This window comes from Hymenobacter cyanobacteriorum, from assembly GCF_022631375.1.
Classification (GTDB): domain Bacteria; phylum Bacteroidota; class Bacteroidia; order Cytophagales; family Hymenobacteraceae; genus Hymenobacter; species Hymenobacter cyanobacteriorum.
Genome location: NZ_JALBGC010000004.1, coordinates 354,261 through 378,998, shown reverse-complemented (window position 1 = coordinate 378,998; position 24,738 = coordinate 354,261). Strand labels below are relative to the sequence as shown.

The window sequence follows — 24,738 nt, the reverse complement described above, 5'->3', positions numbered from 1 at the left end:
TTAGACCACCGACAAATTTTTACTCTACAAATGGCACACTAAAATTGCCATAGACTTTTTTATCAGCTGGAGCATTCAACATTCTCAAGACTGCACCTTCCAACTTGGATACATTCACTTCATACTCCTTAAGCCCATCATATCTTTTATGATTACTACTTGACATAGGTAACCCATCGATATCTTCTCCCAAAACAACATCGTAGTATTTTATTCCCAAGGAGTATGCTTGGCAATAATACTCAGGCATCAGCCTATTTACTGGAATGATTTCGATAACGTGTGCTTTTTCATAACGCATGAAAAATTGTTGGATAAGTCCCATTCCAGTTAGAGCGACAAGGTATTCGGTTTCTTGAAAAAGCTTTACTTGCTCGTCGATGCTTAAATGCTCTGCATATACAACCTCGAATCCATACTTATGGAGCATATCGATTACTTCTGCCTCATTGCTGAGCCCTCGGGTGTATAGCTTTTTATCCCGGCTAAGAAATACTCGCTTACTGGGAATAACTTCACCCAAATTATACAGATTTCTCGTAAAGCTCCAACTTTCTTTTCCAAAATAAAGGGCTTTTGGTCGATATAGTTTCTCTACTTGCAACCATTCATGTGGCTCCTGAATAAGCCAATTGAATGATTGAAAATAAGGGCTTTTGGAAAAAAGATATTGAAAAAAAGGACTATTGTAAACAAATCGATTCACAATAATCGGAGTATCCTTCGGCAAGTCCGTCTTCGACAACACTGAAAGGCGGCACACAGTCTCTACAAGATGATGGTACAGGTTTCTAGTTGCCGAGCCGTCATAAAGCACAGCAGATTTTATAAATTTGGCCTTGCTTCTATGAAGTAGATGAGGTAGTATGTATGGATATTGATAATCAGCAGTGAAGACAACGGTTTGCTCAATTAATTCATTTAATCCTTTTGTGCCTAAACAACGTTCAGGTTCAACTAGAACATCATCAATTTCAAGGACATATTCAGCCTGGTTCTGAATTTCCCAATTGCCTAAATCGTTGTGAAGGAATTTATTAAAAGTTTCTTCATTAAAGCAAATAGGTAAATCTTTAATAACATGCGCCTCATTGAAAAAAAGATAACGCATATCATTGCCCTCGTGTCTTTTTTTCCAAAATTTTTCTGCTGTAGTCCTGCCAATTCTTGAGCGCCACAGAAATGAACGCAAAACTCTTGTGAATATATTCATCTTAATTTAAGCTTTATAGATTGAAAAATTGCCTTATACCGTGAGAATGTTGAAAAGCCAAAGATAGCTCAAATTTGAGCTTTAGTGCAAACCTAGGTTCGGTGTATATAGTAGTCACATTGGTTGAACCTGTGATTCTACTTCCTGCTTGCTTTTCTATAGTTGGTAGTCTTAGTAAGGCTTTCCGCCACTTCTTGGGTGTGAACTTAGTCGGTGCATAGCCGGATTTAGAGCTTATTCAAGAGTGAGCGATATGTTTAAAGTCGGGAGAATAGAGCATTATGCACAATAGACGAGCCCTATAGGTTTCGGCTACTGAAATAGCCTCACTGCTACGTAGGCAAGTGTATTATCTAGGAGCTGTTCTCAATTAGAAGGCTATTTTGGGGCATGAATGCAGACCGCACTTTACTGACTGATTCGATGTGGGCGGAGTTGTCGCCGCTGCTGCCCGGGCAGGCCGGCAAGCGCGGGGTGACGGCGCCGATACGCGGGGCTTTGTGGAGGCCGTGCTGTGGCTGGGGCGCACCGGGGTAGCTTGGCGGGACCTGCCGGCGCACCTGGGCCAGTGGCACCGGGTGTACGTGCGGTTTGCCCGATGGCGGGACAAGGGCACGTGGGAGTTGGCAACAGCCTGGCTGATAACCCACAACCGCCGGCTTCCGCATTCCCGCCAACGGCAGTTGCAGGTGGATTCGACCAGCGTCCGGGTGCACCAGCACGGCACGGGCGCGGCAAACAAAACGGCGAACAAGCCGTAGGGCGCAGCCGGGGCGGCAACACGAGCAAGGTGCACTTGGTCGGGGACGGGGCGGGCCAGGTACTAGGCTGGCAACTCACGGCAGGGCAGGCCGGGGACGCGCCGCAGGCGGCCGGGCTGCTGGTCCACTGGCTGGCCCCGGCCCAACAGGTGCTCGGCGACGCGGCGTACGACAGCGATGCGTTGCGGGCGCTCATCGCCGCAGCCGGGGCCAATGCCGTCATCCAACCCAATCCCCGCCGCAAAAATCAGCCGCTCTTTGACGCGGTGGCGTACAAAGACCGTCACCTCATCGAACAGACGTTCAGCAAGTTCAAGCAGTTCAGGCACATTGCCACGCGCTACGACAAACTGGACCGCTCGTTTGATGCATTCATTTGCTTACGCGTTATCACCCTCTACCTTAATTGAGAACACCTCCTAGATGTATAGTCCCAATGAGTGATGGTGTATTTTCCGGTCTGGAATTTCGCACGCACCTATGGGACAAGTACTCCACGGCAGCGCCCGCACAACGGCGGCAATACGGCGCGCTATCCAACACAGCCAGGAAAGCCTACAAAGCCTAGCCACACGCTTCAGCATCAACCCGAAAACGGTAGCCAAGTGGCGCAAGCGCCCCAGCGTGCTGGATGCGCGCATGGGCCCGGAACCGGTTTCGACGGTGCTCAGCGCCGAGCAGGAAGCCATCGCCGTAGCCTTTCGGCGGCACACCTTGCTGGCCCTGGACGACTGCCTCTACGCGCTGCAGGCCACGATTCCGCACCTGTCGCGCTCGGCGCTGCACCGCTGCTTCCAACGCCACGGCATCAGCCGCCTGCCGCTGAACGAAGACGGGCAGAATCCGCCGAAAAAGAAGTTCAAGGACTACCCGATGGGCTACCTGCACGTCGATTTCGCCGAGGTCCAGACCGAGGAAGGCCGCCAGTATCTCTTCGTGGCCATTGACCGCACCAGCAAAGTGGCGTTTGCCGAACTGCACCCACGGGCCAAACGCGTCGTGGCGGCCGAATTTCTGCGGCGCGTGCTCGACAAGCTGCCGTATAAAGTGCATACCGTGCTGACGGATAATGGGGTGCAATTCACCCCGCAGGCACATCAATTCCTGCCGGGCGGGCACAGCTTCGACCGCATTTGCCGCGAATACGGCGTGGAGCACCGCCTGACGAAACCAGCCCATCCGTGGACCAATGGCCAGGTCGAACGCATGAACCGCACGATTAAGGAAGCCACCGTGCAGCGCTTCCACTACCAGACCACCGACGAACTCAACGAGCACTTGCAAGCCTTTTTGCTGGCCTACAACCATGCCAAGCGCTTGAAGACCCTGCGCGGGCTAACGCCGCACGAACTTGTCTGCGCGCAGTGGCAAAAGAACCCCACTATCTTTACCCGTGACCCGACCCACCTCACGCTGGGACTATACACCTAGAGTGTGTGGACAGTTAGCGCAGCCAATCGAGTGCGGCGAGTAAGTGGGCAGTGGCCAAAAAGGAAACAGCGGTTTTATCGTAGCGTGTCGCGAAGCCTCTGGCTTCCTTGAGTCGCCCGAAGAACCGTTCGGTCTTGTTGCGGTCGGCGTAGAGGTTCTGGTCGTAAGGACGGCGCTCGTTGCGACTGGTTTTGGGCGGAATGACGGGCTCGGCGTGGCGGCCGGCAATGGCGGCGAGCACGGCGTTGGTATCGTAGGCTTTGTCGGCCACGACGGCCCCGGGCGCGTGGCGCAACCCCGCCAACAAGCCCGGCAACTGCGTGCAATCGGCCCAGTGGCCCGGCGTGAGCGCCAAGTGCAAGCCCCCAACGCGTCAACCGCCGCGTGCAGCTTGGTGGAAAAGCCGCCCCGGCTGCGGCCTAAGCCTTCGGCTGCGGGCGTGCTTTTTTTTGCCCCGCCGCGGCCTTGTGGGCCTTGACGGTGGTCGAGTCCACCAGCACCCAAGCGTAGTCGGGTTCCTGCACCGCTTGAAATAAAGCTTCCCACACCCCGGCCTGCGCCCAGCGCCGAAAGCGCCGGGCCACCGTGTTCCACGGGCCAAACCGTTCGGGCAAGTCGCGCCAGGAAATACCCGTTCGCACGCGGTAAAGCACGGCGTTGACAAACAAGCGGTTGTCGCGCCCTCGACTTAACCGGCCCAGTGTGTGGGGTTCGACGGCTTTCCATTCGTGTTCACTTATTTCATGGCGGCGCATGCGCCAAAACTAGCACTTACTGTCCACACGCCCTAGTCGAATAGCGCACGTACCAGTATAGGTTCGGGACCTGCACGGCCTTGAAGGCAAACTGCTACAAACCTTTTGCGCCAAGCTTCAGAACCGGTGGTGCATTAAATTTCACGGTCTAAACCACTCGAGCAGGAATCGTCACGGAAACTGACTATGGGCCGCTCACAGCCCAACGTCGTCAGCTTTGCTTGGCAATAAGGGCGCTAGTTATATCCTACTCTGCCTCATTGATTGCGTATTGTCGCGCATCCCAAAATCGGCGCTTATAAACACATTTCTAGGCGAATATTATCTTAAATTGAATTACTGCTAATCAATTCACTGCAAAGAACCGAGGCAAGCGACGCTCCAAGTATACTGGAATTCGCTGAAGGCCATACAACATACTTTTAACTAAGCAACTTAACTGTTGCTTACGCTTACCTTGCTCACCCAGATAACTGGCGTAGTATCCATATTGTTGAGCTAAGAAGATATCGGCATATTTTCGATTCTTCGGTTCAAATACGTGTTGCTGAAACATCCGGCCTTCGTAAATGCGGCGCTCAAACTGAAATGCGGAGTGAGCGGCTACATTTGAGATGCTTTGGGCATGCAGTCGATAGTACGACATTACCCGAGGCAAATACAAAGCCGGGCCCCACCGAGTGCTTAACAAATGTAGTGTATAGTCGCCGCTGTATACGCCAGAAAACCACTCAGGCAACTGCTGCGGCAGGCTGCATGCCCGAAATACCATCGAGGCAGAGGGAACCACCCATCCTACTCGGGCCAAATCGAGTTGAGTGAACCGCACAGGCGGTGCGCTCTCGGAAGGTGACGGCAGGGCGTGCGTTGCCTGCGCGCTGAAGACAGTGGGGGCCCGGTCTTGCTGATTCTCGAATACGACATTGGCATCGTGAAAACAAAAGGCACAGTCCGGATTCGCCCGTAAAGCATCGATTTGGCGCTGTAATTTGGTAGAATCAATCCAATAATCATCTCCTTCCAAATACGCAATAAACTCCCCTTGACAAGCCGCATGTGTTGCCATCAGGTTTCGCATGATGCCTAAATTCTGAGTATGTGCCAGCACACGCACACGTCCTGGGTAGCGCCGTTCGTACTCTTGAGCAATTGCGCGGCTGTTATCAGGAGAGCAATCCTCCCCTATTACCATTTCGACATCAAAATCAGTTTGCTGCATCAGCACCGACTCAATAGCCTGCGCCAAATAAGCTTCGTGATTATAAGTAATGCAGCAAACGCTTACAGTGGGCAACTTGATTGACATGGAATGAATAAACGAATAGAATATTTACTACCTAGGTTGCAGCGGGACGGCGGGAACCCCAGCCACTGTGGCACCGGCCGGCACATTGCGAGTAACTACCGCACCAGCTCCAATCACTGCCTGCTCCCCAATTATAACATCAGGTAAGACTACCGCCAAGGCACCGATTCGACAGCCATTGCCCAAACTACAGCGGCCTAGAATCCTCGCTCCGGGCGAAATTTCGCAATAATCTCCTACTTCGGTATCATGATGTACCGCAGCACCAGCATTAAGCAAAACGCCCTCACCGAGACGAGCGCTTGGTGATACTAATGTATGGTGCATCAGATTTAGGCCTGCTCCCATCTCTGCTACATGGGGTTCTATCACAGAGGTAGCAGCGATTACTGATGTGAGCAATCCTCCACAAGCTTGAAACTGGCGAGCCATTCTCTGCCTTAATGCTGGGCCTCCCAGCCCAAGTACAAAGCGAGGGTCAATATCAGCTAAGTAGGCCAGTGCTTCAGCGTATGTGCGTAAAAGTGGATACTGCCCTAGTACCTGAAGTGGCTGGTTAGGGGTAACATCGTCAAAGAATATGGCCTGTTCACGCTCAGCAACTGGTAGGCATTGCAGCACTTCTACGGCGTGGCCTCTAGCCCCAACAATCAGCATGTGTGCAACAACTAATAAAGGTGAACTTTTAAGATTGAATCAGCAGATTCGCGCCAGTACAGAGAACAAATACTATCTCAACGACAAAGCATCTGCTGAATGACAATAGTTGCTCGTGAGAAAAAAGCGTGCCGCTGCAGCAAAGGTAGTAAATCGACCTTGTAACACCTGTCACTAAAACAGGTGTAAATTTCATCAGAATTATGCCTACTTACACATTATTTGAATAAATAGTATTTATTATATTAATAATATTTATATTTATTTTTAGCACAAACAATCCGATTGATTACTTGACTTTGAATGTTTCAACTTTTTCAGGATAAGATAGGCAGTAAAAAGCGATTGCCATAAGTGGCCAGCGTACGGGTGGGCGAGTAACTAATGCCTATTTGCTGCTTCAATGGGTTGTGGTATTCTTCGATTTCCTACTGTCTGCGGCAAATTGTCGCTAGTTGCTCGTAAATCAAGCTCATATCGCTGTTAACCAAGCACCACATCCATTAGCTACAAATCCTGGTTGACAAACATGTGGCGCACTGCCAACACAACTTGCAGAACTGAGCGCAGCTACCTCCGTTTGGACTAATTGGCCGGAAAATCCAGCGTACTGATGGCCATACATTGTCCTTTTTTTGCACTGTCTCATCCAAGGCAACCGCGCGGAGCTCAGGTAAGTATGCAATTGTGGCCTATTCACTTGCCACTAGAAGTATCTACTTGTGCTAACATTTAGCACTCGGCCAGCTTCGTACAGGAACCGAGCGCTGTGCTGCTCGGCGATAAATCAGCAGAAAAGTTTGGGTACAAATCAAACTAACATGTCTATCTGGAAGTGACTCCAGCATTTAGTAAGCAAATTTAAACGTTGACAACTAACTTAAATCAGCCAGATAAGGGGCTATATTGGGGACAGGCGGAATGCCTTACTATAGACTAGGACGGCAACTTACTCAGTCCGAACAGGAGGAGAAAGCGTGCTGGAGGCCGAAGTCGGGTTTGGCACAATGGTGGCGGTTTGCAAGCGCTGCTGGAGCTTTTTCACTATGCTAAAGATGCGCAAGGCCTCCGCCCGGCCGGTGAGGGCACAGCGAAACGTATGCAGTTGCCGCATTGTCTCAAAAGTCTCCGGATAGGCTTCATCGTGCCGGTGCAGCCAGTAGGTGAGTATACGCGCTGGATTGCGCAGTAGCTGCCACGCCGTCCATGCTAGCCAGCGGTAGTAGCGCTGCCCAAAAGTGGCCGCATCTAGCGCCGGCTCGCGCAGCAAAAAGTAATATACGAGGTCGGTCATATTCGATGTAGCCGAGCCGCGGCCGACGCGGCGCAGGTAGTCCCAGTTCAGGCGCTCCTTATACATGAAATGACGGAAGCGGAGACGCTCGTCATACCAGGTCGTGTAGCCTGCCAGTTGCAGGGCACATCCGAGTTCTACGTCTTCGCTACCGGAGAGTACCGCCCCTCGCTTGGCAGAGTTGTTAAATTCAAACCCACAAGCCCGCAGCAACTGCCAGCCGCGTTTAGGGATGACCGAACCAGCTCCTGCGACACTCACTCCCCGCGCTAACGGCCCCGACGTAGGGCTTGGCGAACCTATTGCGTATACGGCCTTAAACTGCTCGAACCACGCAGGGGGTGCCACCTCGTAGGCGCCTTCGGCATACGCGCCAAGTGTGCCAATTTCCGGGTAAGCCTGCATAGTAGCGACGGCTTGTGCCAAGTAGTCGGGATACAACCAGTTGTCGTCGTCCACCGTGCAGATGTATGGATATCGAGCCTCATCAAAGCCTCGGATAAGGGCGTTTTCCTTACCCGGCTTCGGCTCATCAAACACCCGCAAGGAGGTTGGAGCACCCAATTCGGCCCATAGTTGCGGGGCCACAACCAATGTATCGTCGGTACTGGCATTGCTTACCAGCACTACTTCCCACTCCATACCAACTGGCACCCGCTGCGCCGCCAGATGAGCCAGAGTCTGGGGTAAACGAAGAGCCCCGTTGTAAGTGCAAACAAGCAACGTGGCACCCACATGAGTAATGGCAGTGTCTGGCAAGCTATAATCTGTCATGTATGCTATATCAAGTAACTTTAAAAGTTAAGCAGTAGCGGCTCGCCCCCGTCCAAGGCGGCGTACCAGCCCCGGTGCCAGCGTACCTGCCAACAGTTTAAGATTGCTAATGCTAGGCACTTTTTTCTGCCCGGTTAGTTGTAGCCAGAGAGACCGAAGCAGGTAGTGGCGTGCTGCTTTGTAGTCCAAATCCCGGAGTTTGATATTCGTCAGGAGTAAATAGTCTTCCGCTAGCTTTTTCATAAGGTTATGGTGGTAGCGGTAATTCAGGTAGCGGTCTACGTTTTCGTGCATTCGAACAAGGCTTAACACGAAGCGTTCGGCGTGTCCGCTACGCGTCACTCCTCCCCGATTAATACGGTATACGCCCATGCACTCCGACAGAAAGCCGACGCGCCCTTGGCTGGCTAAAATGACGAAGACGGGCAGGTCAGAAGCTACGCTATCAAACACCCAGGTGGGCAACTCCGATATCAGCCCGTTGCGGAACATAATTGAGCCCGTGGCAATGTTCCAGTCCCGGGTGATGTCGGCCAGCGTGTATTCCGGCTTTAAGTCGGTTGTCATGAGGTGGGGGCTCCTACCCGAACCATCCTCGTACATCACCAGTGCATTGTGAAAGCAGAAGCTGAAGTCCGAATTTGCTTCCATAAACTCGACCTGACGAGCCAGCTTTTGCGGGTCAGTCCAATAATCATCGCCTTCTAGCAGGGCAATGTACTCGCCGCCACAAGCCTGATAAGTGCGAAAGAAATTAGGGTTCGGCCCTACATTATTCGGAGTAGTTACAAGGCGAATTTTTCCTGGATACCGCTCCTGATATTCCTCGATAATCGCACGCGTATTATCAGTGGAGCAATCTTCGCCTATTACCAGTTCCACAGCAAAATTGGTTTGCTGCATCATTACGCTCTCAATGGCTTGAGCAATGTAAGCGCTATGATTATAGGTAATCATGCTGACGCTAACCTTCGGCTTTCCCATAAAAAATCTACCAAGTTACATTTACCAAATTTTACTCTCTATTAAAAATTCAAAGCTTAAAATCGGAAATAAATACAAAACAGCTAAATATTTTCTTATTTAATATCACAGTGCAAAGGCATTATAAACGACTTTCTCCTTTCCTTGATATCTTCAAAAATTTCATCACTTGTAATCAAATAGTTAAGCAGGTCTCTCAATATAATTTTAATCATTGGGAGTTGTAGTTCCAACACGTCTTCATAACTTTCAAAATCTTCTTTGAGCATAGCTGTTTGAATAATAATTCTACCAGTATCGACACCTTCATCAATATAATGAGCTGTATTCCCCAATAAAGCAGCATTATAGTTCAAAGCTTGGTCTATTGCCGCTAGGCCTTTAAATGACGGCAAAATGGAAGGATGAAAATTAATCAATCTGTTAAAGTATGCATTTATCAAATTTTTCTTCAAAATCCTTTCTCCAAAACACAATAAAAAGTCTATATTATGAGCATTCAACTGCTCATGAATAAACAAAGATGTTACACTATTAATTTTGCTTTTCTGTTCAGAGGTTAGGCCATCGTAATTAAAAAGAATTAATCTTTCCGAAAACAAGTATTTAAGTTGTTGAATAACATCAATCCTGTTGCCATCATAAATAACAATGCTAGGTGAATACTTAGCTAAATTGCTGTTATCCGCATAGAATTTCAACACTCTCGATGCTCCTTGTGAACAGTATATTGCGAATGATTTAATTTCTTTATTCATGAATTCAACTTTTTAAGTGAAAAACACTGAAGTTACAAAGATTTAATAATTAAGCGCTAGTCAAGCTCATAAGAACTGAGTAATTGGTGCGTCTCTGCAACTGTATTGTGCATAAGAACATCAATAATAGATAATCCAGGAACAAATTCTCCTTTGCCTTGAGGATACGGTCGCATGGTTGTAACTAAGAAATTGAGTTCAATATTGTTAATCGCGAATATTTCTTTATCGTAAAGGACTCGCCCACCTTGTGCATTAACGTAATTGGTGGCTTGCTCCAGGCGACATATATCAAGCACTCGTTCCTGGTTGCGCAGATGTCGGTTACCGTATTGGGTTGAGGTAGGAATAATTTCTATATTCAGCCCCAAATAGGCAACAATTTCAACTAAGCTGACGCGGATTAAATCAGCAATTGTTCGGGCATTGCTGTTATTTAAAACTCGCTCGACCAATGCAAATACTTGTTCAAAGTGCGGCGCTCGGCGATACCCTTGCGCAATTGTTTGCAGAAGCTTACTACGCCACAGTGCATTTGTGCCTAAATCAATATCGCAAATGTTACGATTAGGGCTAGGAGAATCGAGTGGAACGGTAAATAAAAAGGGTTTGCCGTTAATTAAAATTCTGTTGCGGTTTATCCAACCGCCTTTAATGAATTGGACATCGTCGTAGACGACAAAACAGTCAGCGGCTGCTAATAGCTGAAAGTATCCAATGTATGGAAATAAGTATGGTTGCATTATAGCCACCGTACGGCTGCTCCGGGCTTGAATAGGCGCACTAAAGTTTGAGGTCATACACCAAAAATTTTGATAGTGTGCGCTCACCTGCCTGCGGCATTGAACATGCACAAAACGCAAACCAACCACACCACATCAGACGCAGTGTGCCCATTAAGACAATGCCTTCTTTATTAACGTGCATATACGCCGCACATCGTCAGGGTTTAAATCCTGGTAGAACGGCAAACTTAGCACACGGACACTGGCGTCTTCCGAAACTGGGCAGGCAGCGCCGGTATGGTAAGGCAATTTATTGAGCGAGGGAAAGAAATACCGCCGGGTATTTACTTCTTCGGCACCCAGCGCATCTTTCACCCGATGCATTGCTTCTTCATTCTCGAAGAGAACCGGGAAATACGCGTAGTTGTACGCCAAGCTTGGCTCGTGGGGCTGCGGGAATTGCAGCGGCAGACCCGCAAGTTCCTGCCGATACAACTCGGCCAACTGGCGCCGGGCAACTATAAAACTCTCCACGCGCGGCAAATTACAAAGTCCCATAGCTGCGTGAAACTCCGAATTCTTGCCATTTACGCCCAGGGAAAAATACTCGTCGCCGATATGCCCAAATGATTTATAGAGCCATACCTTACGGGCCAGGGCTTTATCCTGCATGATGATGGCGCCGCCCTCAACGGTATGGAAAAGCTTGGTGGCGTGGAAGCTACAGGTGGTCAGGTCGCCGTAGCTCAGTAATGAACGTCCGTGCACCTGTACCCCGAAGGCGTGGGCTCCATCGTAAATCACCTTCAGGTTGTGCCGCCGGGCAATATCCTCAATTGCCAAGACATCGCACGGGTAGCCGTAGACGTGTGTGGCGAGAATACCCGTGGTGCGCGGTGTTATCGCCGCTTCAATCTTGGCCGCGTCGATGCAGAAAGTACGGTCTTCAATGTCCACAAACAGCGGTTCACAGTTCTCCCACAGAATGGCCGTTGTGGTAGCCACATAAGAAAAGGGGGTAGTAATTATCTCACCGCTAAGTTCCAGTGCCTTAATGGCAATCTGTAAGGCAATGGTGCCATTACTGGTAAACTGCACCAGCGAATTGCCAAGGTAGCTGCTGAGTTCTGCTTCCAAGCGCTGCACTAGCGGGCCATTATTGGTCAGCCAGCCCCGCTCCCAGATACCTTCCAGATAGCCCACATATTCTTCCAAAGGTGGCAGGTATGCTTTTGTGACGTTGACGCTCAAAGGATGTGAATTTTAGTTGTAAAAAAGACTGATTTAAAAAATATCAGTTCAACTCAACGATTTTACGCACCAAGTCTTCATACTGATGTTCCGCGACTAGCTCTCCGTGGCTCAACTCGTAAATTCTGTCGCATTCGCGCAAAGTAGTAATGCGATGTGCAATGATTAAGATGGTGATAGCCGTATGCGACAATTTATTGATGGCTTCGTTTACTTCGCGTTCCGTTTCATTATCGAGCGCACTAGTGGCTTCGTCAAGTACAAGCACTTCAGTCTGCTTATAGAGCGCGCGGGCAATTCCGATGCGTTGCCGCTGGCCACCTGATAGTTTGGACCCACGCTCGCCGATGAGCGTATTTAAACCTTCTGGAAGGCCAGCGATGAATGTTTGGAGCGATGCCTGCTCAATGGCATAGCGCATACGCTCTTCATCCACTTCTAGGTCGCCCAAAGTAATATTGTCCTGAATGGATGCTTCCATCAGAAATGTGTCCTGTTTCACATAGCCGACTATATTATGCCAAGCGTGCAGGTGCTGTGGTGTTAGGGGCTGGCCGTCGATGAGAATAGCGCCTTGCTGCTCAGTATAAAACCGGAGCAATACATTCATCAAGGTAGTTTTTCCGGAACCGGAACTACCAATAAACCCGATTTTCTCGCCTTTCCGAATCTTGACGTTGATATTACGCAGAGTGGGTTTCTGTTCATTGGGAAATGAAAAGGACAAGTTTTCAAAAACCAGACTGTGCTTAAACGTCAAGGGCAGTTGCTGCGGATGAGGTGCTTCATTGAACTCTGCCCCACGGTACGATTCCAAGTTCTCGATAGTATACTGGAACTGTTTGAGTTGTACTAGAGAAATCAGTATCCTATTCACAGAAGGCATTAAGCGGTAAGCAGCTCCGGCAAACAGCCCAACCAATGCGATGAGATTAGTGGAAGTACTGGGAAAGAAAATAGCGTAAAGAAAAATGGTGAGTATTCCAATAATAGCCACCATCTCAATCATTTTGGTTGGCAACAGGCCGAACAAGTAGCTATCTGCATCGAGATTCTGAACCTCGCCTTGATTAACAAGTAACCGTTCGCGGAAACGGTGTTGCTTGTTAGCTAATTTCAACTCGGTAAAACCATTAAATAGGTCCCCGATAATGGAAAAGGATGCCGGCCTTAGCTCATTGATGCGATTACCGATATTTTGGGAGCGGGTACGAAGTACCCGATACGATAAGATTGTGGTTGGCACCAGTACCACAGCTAACAGTACAAGCAGCAATGGCTTGTATAGCATGATACCCAGTATGATTACACAAACGACGACTATTTCTGAAAAAAACGAAAATAATGGTCGCATGACACCATTTACATACGCGTTTGGCACTGCCAATGTACTGTTAATCAAACTTCCTGAACCGTAATCATTGAAATGCCAGAAAGGAAGATTAAGGTACTTTTTAAGTTGGTTTTTGATTATATTGATACCTACTTCCGCGGTAAATCGAACCGTTATGTAATTTACCCAAGTCGTGAATATATTCTTAATCAGAAAGAACAAGAAAATCAATACAATCAGAAACAGAAGGAAACGTGGTTCCGTCTGAAATCCCATCGAATGGTATATTGGTCCAAAGTATTTGCTTTTGGTGATACCGCCAGGCTCCGCGGCTACCATCATTACGGGTACTAGCGACGCCAGTCCCAACACTTCCATAAAGGACGACACCAACGTTAATAAAAAAAGCCAGACCAATTTTCGTTTTTGTGGACTGGTTAAATAAAAACGGATGCTTGCGAAAGAATAACTGATAATACCTTTATTCATATTAGTGTAATTTTATAAAGCATATGAATGCCTTCATTTATTGCAAGGCATCTCACATCCTTTCCTTCTTCGGGAACAAAGGTAAGGCCTTTCCCTTCCTTCTTTGGGAATGCAAAGGTAAAGCTTTCTGGGCTGTCGCGTTTGAAGTCACAGATATTCCTTGCTCTATGCAACTACACAAAAACGAATCATAAGCTCATCTTAAAAAACTAAGTTTCTGGATATAAATCTTTAACAACGTACAGAGGTCGCTGCCGAGCCGCATCCAACCCACGCCAGACGTATTCGCCGATTACTCCTAAGGCAACCATCTGAAAAGCCGACACGAAGAGTAACACCACCATGAGCGTAGTCCAGCCAGCGGGCTCGTTGGGGTGAGTTATTTTCAGGCCGATAACGTATAGGCCATAGAATAGCGCTGTGATGCCCAGCCCCAACCCTAGCACTGATATGGCGCGAATGGGAACAAACGAGAACGCCAGCAGCGAATCGACCAGCAACTTCACCTTTTTAGAAAGCGTCCAGCGCGATTTGCCGATTTGCCGCTTGCGGCGAGTGTACGGTATGGTAACGTAAGCAAAACCCAGCCATACCATAAGGTAGAACACATTGGTATTGCGCTCGTGTAGTTTGAGTATCTCAGTGGCTACTTGTCGGTCAAAAAACACAAAATCGAAGCCACCGTCGGGAATGTTGCGCAGGGCCAGGTTTTTCATGAGCCAATGAAAGAACTTAGCCATGGTAACAGCCAAGCCGGTCTCTTCGCGGTTCTGGCGGTTGCCAATCACTAATTTAAAGCCGTGCTTCCAATGGGAGTACATCTGCGCCATCAGTTCGGGCGGGTCCTGCATGTCGGCCGTGATAATGGCCAAGCAGTCACCAGTGGCGTGGGCCATGCCGGCCACAATGGCGTTGTAGGAGCCCACGTTTCCAGCCAAGTCAACGATACGTATGCGGCTTGGGTAAGCATCCTGTGCCCGGCGCAATGCCCCTAATGTGTCATCGCCCGAGCCATCGTTCACAAACACGTACTCGAACGTGACGTCGGGCGGGAAATTAGCTTCGTTCGCCACCAGTTCACGGGCCGTCACCGGGATGTTATCCTCGTTGAAGTAGCAGGGAATGATGACGGAGAGCCTAGGCATTGTTTGATTGGCGATTATTAAGTTGTCAATATCCGGAGCATGTCATACAGAGCGTAATTGAGACGCCCGTGCATGGCAATAACTAAATGCAATTACACTAACGGAAGCGACATGCATCGGCTTATCTCAACACAATGGTCTGTTACAAAACCTCAAAAATTTCGGATTGCCACCGCTACGGCGGCAACGTGGTCCTCGCTCATACCCGGCCATATGGGCAGGCTCAGGCAAGTTGCGGCCAGTTCAGTGGCAATAGGATAATCACCAGCAGCCAAGTCCAAGCCATGGTAAGCCTGCTGCCGATGCGGTGGCACGGGGTAATGGATAAGCGTACCAATGCCCTGGGCTGTGAGGTGCTGCTGCAAGGCGTCGCGATGCTCAGTGTGGATTACATATAAATGGTAGACGTGGGTGGCTCCCTGCGCCACTACCGGCAGGCGCAGCCCAGCAATGCCGTCTAAATGCTTGTCGTACCAGGCTGCCACCTGCTGGCGCTGGAGCGTCCACGTTGGCAGTTCCGGCAGTTTCACCCGCAACAAAGCTGCCTGTAGCTCATCGAGGCGGGAATTGTAACCCATTACCTCGTTGTAGTACTTACGTTGCGAACCATAATTGCGCAACACCCGAATGCGCTGAGCTAGGTCATTACTGTTTGTGGTTATGGCTCCGGCGTCACCGAGGGCTCCTAGATTTTTGCCAGGATAAAAGCTGGTACCATTAACATGTCCAAAACTGCCGGTATATTGCCCAGCATAAGATGCCCCTTGAGCTTGGGCGTTATCTTCTATTACAAATAGGCCATGTCGGGTGGCGATATTCATTATTTCCGTCATGCGACAGGCCTGCCCATAAAGATGCACTGGCATGATGGCGCGGGTCCGCGGCATGAGGGCCGCTTCAATGCAAGCGGGGTCGAGGTTGCTGGTGGCAGGGTCGGGCTCTACGGGCACGGGCGTAGCCCCGACCTGCGTCACGGCCAGCCAAGTGGCGATGTAAGTATTAGAAGGCACGATGACTTCATCACCGGGTCCGATTTCCAAGGCACGCAGCGCTAGTACCAGCGCGTCGAGGCCGTTGGCGACCCCCACGGCGTGGGCCACCTGGCTAAAAGACGCGTATTCTTTCTCAAATTGCTCTACCTCCCGCCCCAGCACATACCAGTGCGAGTCATAAACCCGGGCAAAAGCGTTTTGCATAGCCTCGCGCAGGGGCTTATGCTGCGGCTCAAAAGAAAGAAAAGGCACCTGCATGCCGCAAAGTTAACTGCTATGGCAGGCTAGTACGTGACTGGTGCTGCCCAATTGAAAACCCAGCTTTTCACAAGAACGGAAAACAGCGTGGTTGGTGGCCTGGGTGGTCATCAGCACGGCTTCGTGGCCGGCAGCTTGCGCGCGGCGCACGGTTTCGGCTAGCAGCTTTACGTGCCAGCCCCTATTAGCCGGTCCCACGGCCGCAAGCAGTACCCGCGACAGCCCCATGCCCAGTGCCGCTGAATCTTCGGACAGTTCGCTGATGGCTAAAAAAGAATCAACGGGAACTGCAGCTTCATCGGGCACCAATACGGCGGCGGCCAAGCCCGCGGCCACGGTGTTTTCGGCATAATGGGCCAAATAAGCATCGGCCCGGGCGTCTCCAAACCAAGCGTCGGCGTGAAAACGGTCGTAGGGATTGCGGGCAGCAGCGGCCACCCGGCCAATTTGCCCGGCCTCACTCACTGCGGCCATCCGCACAGGATAACGCGGATAATCGAAAGCCGACAACTGGTCGCGATAATACGTAAGACGGGTTTCAACCAGCCGCCACCCGGCCCCGGTAAGGGCCTGTAGCATCCGGATGTCTTCGGCTGGAACTACGCTGAAGGCATAAAAAGCTGTATGGCGGTCGGTCAGTTGCTGCCGCAGTTCTTGAGCTGCCTGAACCAACTCGACCGCGGCAGCTTCGGTCGTGAAGAGCCCGGTGAACAGGCGGTAAGTTGGAGTACCGAAATAGGTCGAATCCCAGGCCAACTGCCTCAATAGCCAGTACACCTCTGCCCCGGCCGCTAGGGATTGGCATCGGAAAATTGTGTTTCCAATTCCTCCATCCCATCGGGCAGCGGCTCCCGTCCCAAATAGTTCCTGTTGTCGCTCAGTAGGGAACCGCCGCAAAAAATAATAGGGGGAGTAATATGCCAGCGCCTCGGCCCGGGCTACTATCAGCGGGTTTAAGCCGGGGTTTTCCATCGTTGCTTAAATGCTTCGTGGTCCCGGATATAATCCGCCTCGTCGTAGGGCTGCGAGGCCAGCACCAATTGCACGGCCGAGTGCGAATACTGCATCGTATGCCATGCGCACGGGGGCACGTACAGCCCGACATGCGGGTCCTCGAGGCGGAATAACTGAATTTCGCCGTTGGCTAGCTCCGTGGTGGCGAGAATGCGCCCGGCGGCGGCAATAATCACCTGCTCGGTTTTATGATGAGCGTGCCGGCCGCGCACAATGCTTTCCGGCGTGTAGTACGTCCAGAAGATACGCTTAACTTCGAAAGGCACTGCCTCTTGCTGTTCAATCACGGATATGTAGCCAATAGCAGGGTCGCCCAGCTTGGGCAGTTGAATGAGGTGCGGCTTATTCATAGACAGTGACAATTACACACGGCAGCACTACATAATATTCGGGCACGGTCCGATAGCTCGACACCACCACGGTTTGCCCACACAATAAAGGGGGCACTCCACATCGCGCGCCCCTTTATTGCATTGTGTTTATTGTAAGCCACTAAACCAGCCTCCGGCAGTCCTAGCGGAGTACCAAAACGGTCGCGCCATAGTTATACCGGGGCTGCACCATAGCTGAAGCCATTTTAGACCGTATCTGCTCCAATAGTAAACTGGCTGCCCCCGGCTAGCTTTATTCATAAAATTTGGTCTTACCATAAGATGGCCAGTTTTGAACTTTATCTGGTCGCGAACATTCTGAAAAACACTTTGTGTACTGGCTTAGCTTCGCTAATTTATTTCACGTGCTCCTTTAAGTATTCCAAAGTACGGCGCAGACCTTCGGCGCGGTCCACTTTGGGTTCCCAGCCCAGAATTTCTTTGGCCTTGGTGATATCTGGCCGGCGCTTCATGGGGTCGTTTTCGGGCAGGGTCTGAAAGGTCGGCTTAAACTCGACGCCAGTAAGGCGCGCGATTTCCTCCCCGAACTCCTTGATGGTGATTTCGTCGGGGTTACCGATGTTCACCGGCAAGTGATAATCACTCAGCAGCAAGCGGTAAATGCCCTCTATGAGGTCGTCCACATAGCAAAACGAACGGGTTTGCGAGCCGTCGCCGAATACCGTTAGATTTTCGCCACGTAGGGCTTGCGACAGGAAAGCTGGCAGTACGCGGCCATCGTTGAGGCGCATGCGCGGGCCGTAGGTGTTGAAAATACGGATGATGCGCGTTTCCAGGCCATGGTGGTTGTGGTAGGCCATCGTGATGGCTTCCTGGAAGCGTTTGGCTTCGTCGTAGCAGCCGCGCGGCCCAACGGGGTTCACGTTGCCAAAATACTCTTCTACTTGCGGGTGCACTTCGGGGTCGCCGTACACTTCCGAGGTGCTGGCAATTAGCATGCGGGCACCTTTCACTCGCGCTAGGCCCAGCAAATTATGCGTGCCGAGCGAGCCCACTTTCAGTGTCTGAATAGGTATTTTGAGGTAATCAATCGGCGAGGCAGGCGAGGCGAAGTGCAGAATGAAATCGAGCTTGCCGGGCACGAACACGAACTTGCTCACGTCGGACTGGTGAAACTCGAAATCGGGCCGCCCAAACAAGTGTTCTATGTTTTGGAGTGAACCCGTAATCAAGTTGTCCATGGCGATGACGTGGTATCCCTCTTTCAAGAACCGGTCACAGAGGTGCGAGCCTAGAAAACCAGCCCCTCCGGTAATCAAGACACGCTTTTTTTCTTCAGCCATGTTATTGATTTGCAAGCTACAAGCCGCCATCGTTAGAAATTGATAAAAAACCGGGCGCTTACAACCGGGCCTTCGCCGCAAATGCCGGCTCTGGATGGGTAGTCTGGATACCGATGCAATGATAGGCGAAACCCAACTCCTTCAGCTCTCTGGCATCGTAGATATTACGGCCATCGAAAATAACTTTCTGCTTCATCAGGCGGCTTACTACGGCAAAATTCGGCACTCGAAACTCGGGCCACTCCGTTACCACAAGCAAAGCGTCGGCATCGATGAGGGCATCAAATTCATCCTTAGCGTAGGCAATGGAACTGCCCAACAAGTGTTCGGCTTCTTTCATAGCCACGGGGTCGTAAGCCGAAACGGTGCAGCCGGCCACCAACAGCTTCTCGATAATAACCAACGAAGGTGCCTCGCGCATGTCGTCGGTTTTCGGCTTAAAGGACAGGCCCCAGAGGGCAATTTTCAATCCTTTCAGTTTGCCGCTGAAGTGCTTGCTTACTTTATTGAAGAGCACTGATTTCTGGTCGTCGTTCACGCTTTCCACGGCGCGCAATACTTGCATGTCGTAGCCGTTTTCGTGGGCAGTCCGAATGAGCGCCTTCACGTCCTTCGGGAAGCAGGAACCGCCGTAGCCAATGCCGGGATAAATAAATTTGGTGCCAATACGGGCATCGGAGCCAATGCCGCGGCGCACCATGTTCACGTCGGCCCCCATGATTTCGCACAGGTTGGCAACATCGTTCATGAAACTGATTTTCGTAGCTAGCATGGCATTGGCCGCATATTTGGTCATTTCGGCCGACGGGATATCCATGAAGATAATCGGGTGGCCATTCAGCAAAAAGGGCTTGTAGAGCTTGGTCATCACCTCTTCAGCCCGCTCTGACGACACGCCCACCACAATACGGTCGGGCTTGAGAAAATCGTCAATGGCCGCGCCTTCTTTCAGGAACTCGGGGTTGGAGGCCACGTCGAACTCGATGCTTTCGCCGCGCTTAGCCAGCGCTTTTTCGATTTCGGCGCGCACTTTAGCGGCCGTGCCCACGGGAACGGTGCTTTTGGTTACAATCACGCTGTAGCTGCTCAGATGTTCGCCAATGCCGCGGGCCACGGCCAGCACGTATTGCAAGTCGGCTGAGCCATCTTCGCCGGGCGGCGTGCCCACGGCAATAAACGCTACATCACAGTCTTGCACGGCCCCGGCCAGCTCAGTCGAGAAATGGAGCCGGCCCTTATCCACGTTGCGGGTCACCATTTCTTCGAGGCCCGGCTCATAAATCGGCAAAACACCCTGGCAGAGGTTGTCGATTTTTCGCTGGTCAATGTCGATGCATGTGACGTCGATACCGACCTCGGCAAAGCAAGTTCCGGTTACTAACCCGACGTAGCCGGTACCTACCACTGCGATTTTCATTCTTTCAGTTAAGAGTTAAAAGCTGAGAGTTGAAAAAGTCGATGTCATCAGAGAAAAAAGCAACTCTAAACTCTGAATTCATTACTCTTAACTTTTTCAGGCCATGTACTGCTTCCACCAGGTCTGGAACACGATGAGGCCCCAGATGCGGGCGTGTACGTCGCCGGGGCTGCGCGAGAACAACTGGGTTTTGAGCGCGCGAATGGCATCGACGTCAAAAATGCCCTGCGCTTCGATGAACTCGTCGCGCAGCAGGTCGTTTTCAATCAGGCTCCGCAACTCGCCGCGCATCCACTTCAGCAGCGGCACTTCGAAGCCGTGCTTGGGGCGGTCGTAGAGCTCAGCGGGCAGCTCGGAGCGGAAGGCGTCCTGCACGATGCGCTTTTTCATCGTGGCGTCGACCTTGCTGCTCACGGGCAGCGAGAAGGCGAAGTTCACCACCTTGTAGTCGAGGAAGGGCGTGCGTACTTCCAGCGAGTTGGCCATGCTCATCATGTCCACTTTCGTGAGCATGTCGTAGGGCAGCACCAAAGTCATGTCGGTGAGCAGCACCTCGTTGAGGTCGCCGTCGGAGTGCAGGTGCTCCAGAATATCCTTGCGGCGCTTGGCGGCGGCTTTCTTGCCCACTTTGGCGCGGCTGGCCGGACTGAGCAGGTTGCTGGCATCGGCGGCCGAGGCGAAGCTGGCCCAGTCCCAGTACCGGTCCTTTACGCCGGCCGTCATGCCGCGGGCGAAGCGCTGCAGCTGGCGAATGCGGTTGCCGAAAAAGCCGTTGCGCGACTTGGGCAGGGCGTCCCACACGAAGCCCAGAGCCGTCACGGCTTCAGCCGCCGCGCCGCCCTGGCGCACCTTGAACTCGCCCATGTGCTTGTTGTAGCCGCCGAACATTTCGTCGGCGCCGTCGCCGCTCAGGGCCACGGTTACTTTCTGGCGGGTGCGCTGGCTGAGGATGTACACGGCCAAAGCTGATGAATCGGCAAACGGCTCATCAAGATAGTCCAACATGCTGTGGATGTGCTCGTAGAGGTCGTCGTTTGTCAGTGAGAAAACCGTGTGATTGGTCTTGTGGCGGTCGGCCACCAGGTTGGCATACTTGGTTTCGTCGAAGAAGGGCTCGTCTTTGAAGCCGATGCTGAACGTGTTCAGGTGCGGGGTGTGGCGGGCGGCCAGCGCCGTGATGACGCTGGAGTCGATGCCGCCGCTGAGGAAGGCGCCGAGGGGCACGTCGGCCACGAGGCGGCGCTGCACGGCCCCGTCCATCAGCTCGACCAGCTTTTTCTGCTGCTGCTCGTAGCTGAGCTTGTTTTTGGCGACCTTCTTGGGGTCGTAGGGAATCTTATACCAGGCTTTGCCCACCACCTTGTTATCCTTGATATACAGGTAGTGGCCGGGTAGCAGCTTCTTCACGCCCTTGAAAATGCTGGCCGGGCCGGGAATGTAGTTGAGCTGCAAATACTGGCTCAGGGCCACGTAGTCGAGCTTGCGGGGCACGCCCAGCGCCATCATCGACTTCATCTCTGAAGCGAAAAACAGCCGGTCTTCGTCGCGGTAAATCAGCAGGGGTTTCACGCCGTACCGGTCACGGGCGATGAGCAGGGAGTTTTCTTCCTTGTCGTAAATCGCGAAGCCGAAAAAGCCGTTGAGCTTTTTGATGAAACCCCGGCCTTCGGTGATGTATAGCTGAAGAATGACTTCCGTATCGGTCTGGGAGTGAAACTTGCAGCCGCGCTTGATGAGCTTCTCGCGCAGTTCGCGGTAGTTGAAAATTTCACCGTTAAACACGATGGTGTAGCGGCCCGACTCGTCGGTCATCGGCTGGTTGCCGTCGGCCGAGAGGTCGAGGATGGCCAGCCGGCGGAAGCCCAACCCGCACTGGTCGTACACGAAGTGGCCCTCCGAATCGGGACCGCGGCGAATGATGGCGTCGGTCGACGCCTGCAGGTTGGCCAGCGACTGGCGACCCGTTTCGGTAAAAGCAAATACTCCGGTTATTCCACACATAGTCGCCCGCAAAAGTACGACCCCGCAACCTAAAGGTCCGCAGCGGGGTATTGTCTGCACCACGGATTTATTGGATTCGTCGGATTTCGCGGATTTCGGGGACGATTTCCCGGTTGGCCTCTTGGCCTGCAAGCATCTGCTACTGTACTTTTCTTCTCAACCCCAATTCCCATGGACCTCAACGCACAATTTCAGGCTGCGGCCGATAAAGTAAATAACCTGCCCGGCGACGTAGCCGCCCAGCACATGACCGAGCTGTACGGCCTCTACAAACAGGCGACCGAGGGCGACGTGAACATGAAAAACGACGAAGTCGACGCTTCGGCGGCCGACCAGGCCAGCGGCCCCGCCGGCCTCTCGCAGGCCCAGTGGGATTCGTGGAACCAGTTCAAGGGCGTTTCGGAAGAAGAAGCCAAGCGCCGCTACGTAGCCAGAACCAACGAAATCACGGGCGCGGCCGGCTCGGATAAAACCGGCGGCGCGGCCGAAGCCGGCGAGGTGCCCACCGACGGCCTCACCGGCGCGCCCGCCTCGGGCGACCACGGCGGGCTGAAAGGCGACATCAAAGCCGGCACCCCCTACGGCGGCGAGGATAAGCTGAAGGGCCAGCAGGCGTAGCGTATTGCTGCCAGCGGATTAACCACAATCAGTATGTTAGCAGAAGCCGGCTTCCTTGGGGAGGCCGGCTTTTTTGTGGCTGAAAGGCAAAATGTTATGCGCTGTGGCATGCTTGCTGGTGGGTTTTGGGGCAGTATCATTGCGGCCCGGCCAGGAGGCCGCTCCTCCCCTACTCCATTTGTTGCTGATGAACCGTCGTCTTTTTCTGAACCAGAGCACCCGCGTGGCCCTCACGGCCGCGCTGCTGCCCGCCGTAGCTTGTCAAACCAGTCCTGACAAGCCTACCGCTGATGCTCCGGCCAACGCGGCGGCATCCGGCGAAACGGCCGGCGCTCCCGCAGCCGACAACTTCGAGCTGCATGAACTGACCGTGGCTGACCTGCAGGAGCGCATGGCCAAGGGCACTGACACCGCCCGTAGCCTGAGCGAAAAATACCTGGCCCGCATCAAGGCCCTGAACGAGGCCGGGCCGATGCTGCGCGCCGTTATCGAAACCAATCCTGACGCGCTGACCATTGCCGACGAACTGGACCGGGAACGCAAGGCCGGCAAAGTGCGCGGGCCGCTACACGGCATTCCGGTGCTGGTAAAGGACAACATCGACAGCGGCGACCAGATGATGACCACGGCCGGCGCCTCGGCGCTGGTGGGCCACAAGGCGAGGCAGGATGCTTTCATCCTGAAAAAGCTGCGCGCCGCCGGGGCCGTGCTGCTGGGCAAAACCAACCTGAGCGAGTGGGCCAACTTCCGCTCGTCGCACTCGGTGAGCGGCTGGAGCAGCCGCGGCCGCCAGAGCCGCAACCCCTACGCCCTCGACCGCAGCACTAGCGGCAGCAGTTCGGGCTCGGGCGCGGCGGTGGCGGCCAACCTCTGCGCCGTGGCCATCGGCACCGAAACAGACGGTTCGGTAGTGTCGCCTTCGTCGTGCAATGGCCTCGTCGGCCTCAAGCCCACGGTGGGCCTGCTGAGCCGCAGCGGCATCATCCCGATTTCGAGCACGCAGGACACGGCCGGCCCCATGGCCCGCACCGTGCACGACGCCGCCCTGCTGCTGGCCGCGCTGGCCGGCCCCGATGCCGCCGACGCGGCCCAACTGCCTATTCCGGCCAATTCACCCGCCGACTACACCACTTTCCTGAAATCCGATGCGCTGAGAGGCCAGCGCCTGGGCGTTGAGAAAGCTCACCTGAACGGCCCGCCCGCCGTGGCCGCGCTGCTGAAAGAAGCGGTGGCCGCGCTCAAAGCCCAAGGCGCGACCATCGTGGAAATAGAGCTGAACAAGCTGGTGAACCCGCTCGGCGAAGCCGAATTTGACGTGCTGCTCTACGAGTTCAAAGACGGCGTGAACAAGTATCTGGCCGGGGCCGGGGCCAGCGTAAAAAACTTGGCCGACGTCATTGCCTATAATAAGACCCACGCCGCCGAGGCGATGCCCTTCTTTCAGCAGGAAACCCTGATTCGGGCCGAAGCCACCGATGGGCTCGGCAATGCCAAGTACAAAGCCGCCGTGCGAAAAACCGTGGCCGGCGCGCGCCAAGCCATCAACGGACTATTGAAACAGCACCAGTTGGCCGCCATCGTGGGTGTGACCACCGGCCCGGCCTGGTGCATCGACTGGGTGAACGGCGACTACTCGACGGGCGTGGACTTCTCCTCGCCCGCCGCGATGGCGGGCTACCCGCACCTCACCGTGCCGATGGGCCAGGTGCTGGGGCTCCCGGTGGGCTTGTCATTTGTGGGCGGGGCTTATGAGGAAGGCCGGCTGCTGGGGCTGGGCTACGCCTACGAGCAAGCTACGCACAAAAGAGCAGCCCCGAAGTTTTTGCCTACGGTACAAGCTTAGCCTGGCGGCCATTATGCAATCAAAAAAGCAGCCGGCCCCAACGG

The 24,738-nt window shown here is 52.7% G+C and carries 22 protein-coding genes and 1 pseudogene; 5 read left to right on the top strand and 18 right to left on the bottom strand.

Annotated elements, in window-relative coordinates; all coding sequences use genetic code 11:
- Window positions 1-19: 19 nt before the first annotated feature.
- On the bottom strand, window positions 20-1,213 hold the full coding sequence (locus MON38_RS15885; RefSeq protein ID WP_241937130.1) for a glycosyltransferase family 61 protein: 1,194 nt from the start codon (window positions 1,211-1,213) through the stop codon (window positions 20-22).
- Window positions 1,214-1,638: 425 nt separating this feature from the next.
- Here MON38_RS15885 and MON38_RS22995 point away from each other — a divergent pair.
- The 3 genes and pseudogenes from MON38_RS22995 to MON38_RS15875 form a co-directional block, all read left to right on the top strand.
- Window positions 1,639-1,824: pseudogene (locus MON38_RS22995) on the top strand (transposase); the annotation flags it as partial.
- On the top strand, window positions 1,812-2,384 hold the full coding sequence (locus MON38_RS15880; protein WP_241937129.1) for an IS5 family transposase: 573 nt from the start codon (window positions 1,812-1,814) through the stop codon (window positions 2,382-2,384). The pseudogene MON38_RS22995 and the gene MON38_RS15880, both read left to right, overlap by 13 nt.
- Window positions 2,385-2,454: 70 nt before the next feature.
- Window positions 2,455-3,405, top strand: coding sequence for an IS481 family transposase (locus MON38_RS15875; RefSeq protein ID WP_241937128.1), 951 nt, complete (start codon window positions 2,455-2,457; stop codon window positions 3,403-3,405).
- 13 nt (window positions 3,406-3,418) lie between these two features.
- On the opposite strand, the gene MON38_RS22990 is transcribed toward MON38_RS15875, so the two are convergent.
- The 17 genes from MON38_RS22990 to asnB form a co-directional block, all read right to left on the bottom strand.
- Window positions 3,419-3,760 carry a transposase gene (locus MON38_RS22990; RefSeq protein ID WP_422388749.1) on the bottom strand — a complete coding sequence of 114 codons (342 nt, stop codon included), beginning with the start codon at window positions 3,758-3,760 and terminating at the stop codon, window positions 3,419-3,421.
- Between the two features lie 64 nt (window positions 3,761-3,824).
- A complete protein-coding gene (locus MON38_RS22985) occupies window positions 3,825-4,160 on the bottom strand; it encodes an IS5 family transposase (RefSeq protein ID WP_422388748.1) in 336 nt (111 codons plus the stop codon).
- A gap of 346 nt (window positions 4,161-4,506) precedes the next feature.
- Window positions 4,507-5,466 (bottom strand): glycosyltransferase family 2 protein, encoded by a 960-nt coding sequence (locus tag MON38_RS15865; protein WP_241937127.1) that lies wholly within the window; start codon window positions 5,464-5,466, stop codon window positions 4,507-4,509.
- Window positions 5,467-5,493: 27 nt separating this feature from the next.
- Window positions 5,494-6,123 carry a NeuD/PglB/VioB family sugar acetyltransferase gene (locus MON38_RS22980; protein WP_422388747.1) on the bottom strand — a complete coding sequence of 210 codons (630 nt, stop codon included), beginning with the start codon at window positions 6,121-6,123 and terminating at the stop codon, window positions 5,494-5,496.
- 949 nt (window positions 6,124-7,072) lie between these two features.
- A complete protein-coding gene (locus MON38_RS15860; protein ID WP_241937126.1) occupies window positions 7,073-8,191 on the bottom strand; it encodes a glycosyltransferase in 1,119 nt (372 codons plus the stop codon).
- 27 nt (window positions 8,192-8,218) lie between these two features.
- Entirely contained in the window at window positions 8,219-9,175 is a 957-nt protein-coding gene (locus MON38_RS15855; RefSeq protein WP_277881524.1) for a glycosyltransferase, read from the bottom strand.
- Window positions 9,176-9,270: 95 nt separating this feature from the next.
- Window positions 9,271-9,933, bottom strand: a complete 663-nt coding sequence (locus MON38_RS15850; protein ID WP_241937124.1) for a formyltransferase family protein — start codon at window positions 9,931-9,933, stop codon at window positions 9,271-9,273.
- A gap of 56 nt (window positions 9,934-9,989) precedes the next feature.
- A complete protein-coding gene (locus tag MON38_RS15845) occupies window positions 9,990-10,733 on the bottom strand; it encodes a WbqC family protein (protein ID WP_241937123.1) in 744 nt (247 codons plus the stop codon).
- Window positions 10,734-10,829: 96 nt separating this feature from the next.
- Entirely contained in the window at window positions 10,830-11,909 is a 1,080-nt protein-coding gene (locus tag MON38_RS15840; RefSeq protein WP_241937122.1) for a DegT/DnrJ/EryC1/StrS family aminotransferase, read from the bottom strand.
- A gap of 43 nt (window positions 11,910-11,952) precedes the next feature.
- The gene (locus MON38_RS15835) at window positions 11,953-13,731 is read right to left on the bottom strand and encodes an ABC transporter ATP-binding protein (RefSeq protein WP_241937121.1); all 1,779 of its coding nucleotides are present in this window, start codon (window positions 13,729-13,731) and stop codon (window positions 11,953-11,955) included.
- 209 nt (window positions 13,732-13,940) lie between these two features.
- Window positions 13,941-14,876 carry a glycosyltransferase family 2 protein gene (locus tag MON38_RS15830; protein WP_241937120.1) on the bottom strand — a complete coding sequence of 312 codons (936 nt, stop codon included), beginning with the start codon at window positions 14,874-14,876 and terminating at the stop codon, window positions 13,941-13,943.
- A gap of 152 nt (window positions 14,877-15,028) precedes the next feature.
- Window positions 15,029-16,126, bottom strand: coding sequence for a DegT/DnrJ/EryC1/StrS family aminotransferase (locus MON38_RS15825; protein WP_241937119.1), 1,098 nt, complete (start codon window positions 16,124-16,126; stop codon window positions 15,029-15,031).
- Between the two features lie 9 nt (window positions 16,127-16,135).
- Complete coding sequence (locus tag MON38_RS15820; RefSeq protein WP_241937118.1) at window positions 16,136-16,903, bottom strand: hypothetical protein; 768 nt, start codon at window positions 16,901-16,903, stop codon at window positions 16,136-16,138.
- Window positions 16,904-17,079: 176 nt separating this feature from the next.
- Window positions 17,080-17,490, bottom strand: coding sequence for a sugar 3,4-ketoisomerase (locus MON38_RS15815; protein WP_241937117.1), 411 nt, complete (start codon window positions 17,488-17,490; stop codon window positions 17,080-17,082).
- A 377-nt stretch (window positions 17,491-17,867) separates the two neighbouring features.
- Entirely contained in the window at window positions 17,868-18,815 is a 948-nt protein-coding gene (locus MON38_RS15810; protein WP_241937116.1) for a UDP-glucuronic acid decarboxylase family protein, read from the bottom strand.
- Between the two features lie 58 nt (window positions 18,816-18,873).
- Window positions 18,874-20,232 (bottom strand): UDP-glucose dehydrogenase family protein, encoded by a 1,359-nt coding sequence (locus tag MON38_RS15805; protein WP_241937115.1) that lies wholly within the window; start codon window positions 20,230-20,232, stop codon window positions 18,874-18,876.
- A 96-nt stretch (window positions 20,233-20,328) separates the two neighbouring features.
- Window positions 20,329-22,233, bottom strand: coding sequence for an asparagine synthase (glutamine-hydrolyzing) (gene asnB / locus MON38_RS15800; protein ID WP_241937114.1), 1,905 nt, complete (start codon window positions 22,231-22,233; stop codon window positions 20,329-20,331).
- A gap of 171 nt (window positions 22,234-22,404) precedes the next feature.
- On the opposite strand from asnB, the gene MON38_RS15795 reads away from it, so the two are divergent.
- The gene (locus MON38_RS15795; RefSeq protein ID WP_241937113.1) at window positions 22,405-22,851 is read left to right on the top strand and encodes an acyl-CoA-binding protein; all 447 of its coding nucleotides are present in this window, start codon (window positions 22,405-22,407) and stop codon (window positions 22,849-22,851) included.
- A gap of 187 nt (window positions 22,852-23,038) precedes the next feature.
- On the top strand, window positions 23,039-24,694 hold the full coding sequence (locus tag MON38_RS15790; protein ID WP_241937112.1) for an amidase: 1,656 nt from the start codon (window positions 23,039-23,041) through the stop codon (window positions 24,692-24,694).
- The last annotated feature ends 44 nt before the right edge of the window (window positions 24,695-24,738 follow it).

What these genes read in the sequence shown, in the direction of transcription:
- MON38_RS15790 (WP_241937112.1), top strand. Translation starts at nt 23,039, where the DNA reads ATGAACCGTCGTCTTTTTCTGAACCAGAGCACCCGCGTGGCCCTCACG.
- MON38_RS15845 (WP_241937123.1), bottom strand. Translation starts at nt 10,733, where the DNA reads ATGACCTCAAACTTTAGTGCGCCTATTCAAGCCCGGAGCAGCCGTACG.
- MON38_RS22985 (WP_422388748.1), bottom strand. Translation starts at nt 4,160, where the DNA reads ATGCGCCGCCATGAAATAAGTGAACACGAATGGAAAGCCGTCGAACCC.
- MON38_RS22980 (WP_422388747.1), bottom strand. Translation starts at nt 6,123, where the DNA reads ATGCTGATTGTTGGGGCTAGAGGCCACGCCGTAGAAGTGCTGCAATGC.
- MON38_RS15795 (WP_241937113.1), top strand. Translation starts at nt 22,405, where the DNA reads ATGGACCTCAACGCACAATTTCAGGCTGCGGCCGATAAAGTAAATAAC.
- MON38_RS15885 (WP_241937130.1), bottom strand. Translation starts at nt 1,213, where the DNA reads ATGAATATATTCACAAGAGTTTTGCGTTCATTTCTGTGGCGCTCAAGA.
- MON38_RS15815 (WP_241937117.1), bottom strand. Translation starts at nt 17,490, where the DNA reads ATGAATAAGCCGCACCTCATTCAACTGCCCAAGCTGGGCGACCCTGCT.
- MON38_RS15825 (WP_241937119.1), bottom strand. Translation starts at nt 16,126, where the DNA reads ATGCAGGTGCCTTTTCTTTCTTTTGAGCCGCAGCATAAGCCCCTGCGC.
- MON38_RS15850 (WP_241937124.1), bottom strand. Translation starts at nt 9,933, where the DNA reads ATGAATAAAGAAATTAAATCATTCGCAATATACTGTTCACAAGGAGCA.
- MON38_RS15860 (WP_241937126.1), bottom strand. Translation starts at nt 8,191, where the DNA reads ATGACAGATTATAGCTTGCCAGACACTGCCATTACTCATGTGGGTGCC.
- MON38_RS15875 (WP_241937128.1), top strand. Translation starts at nt 2,455, where the DNA reads ATGGGACAAGTACTCCACGGCAGCGCCCGCACAACGGCGGCAATACGG.
- MON38_RS15805 (WP_241937115.1), bottom strand. Translation starts at nt 20,232, where the DNA reads ATGAAAATCGCAGTGGTAGGTACCGGCTACGTCGGGTTAGTAACCGGA.
- MON38_RS15865 (WP_241937127.1), bottom strand. Translation starts at nt 5,466, where the DNA reads ATGTCAATCAAGTTGCCCACTGTAAGCGTTTGCTGCATTACTTATAAT.
- asnB (WP_241937114.1), bottom strand. Translation starts at nt 22,233, where the DNA reads ATGTGTGGAATAACCGGAGTATTTGCTTTTACCGAAACGGGTCGCCAG.
- MON38_RS15835 (WP_241937121.1), bottom strand. Translation starts at nt 13,731, where the DNA reads ATGAATAAAGGTATTATCAGTTATTCTTTCGCAAGCATCCGTTTTTAT.
- MON38_RS15855 (WP_277881524.1), bottom strand. Translation starts at nt 9,175, where the DNA reads ATGGGAAAGCCGAAGGTTAGCGTCAGCATGATTACCTATAATCATAGC.
- MON38_RS15830 (WP_241937120.1), bottom strand. Translation starts at nt 14,876, where the DNA reads ATGCCTAGGCTCTCCGTCATCATTCCCTGCTACTTCAACGAGGATAAC.
- MON38_RS15810 (WP_241937116.1), bottom strand. Translation starts at nt 18,815, where the DNA reads ATGGCTGAAGAAAAAAAGCGTGTCTTGATTACCGGAGGGGCTGGTTTT.
- MON38_RS15880 (WP_241937129.1), top strand. Translation starts at nt 1,812, where the DNA reads ATGGCGGGACAAGGGCACGTGGGAGTTGGCAACAGCCTGGCTGATAAC.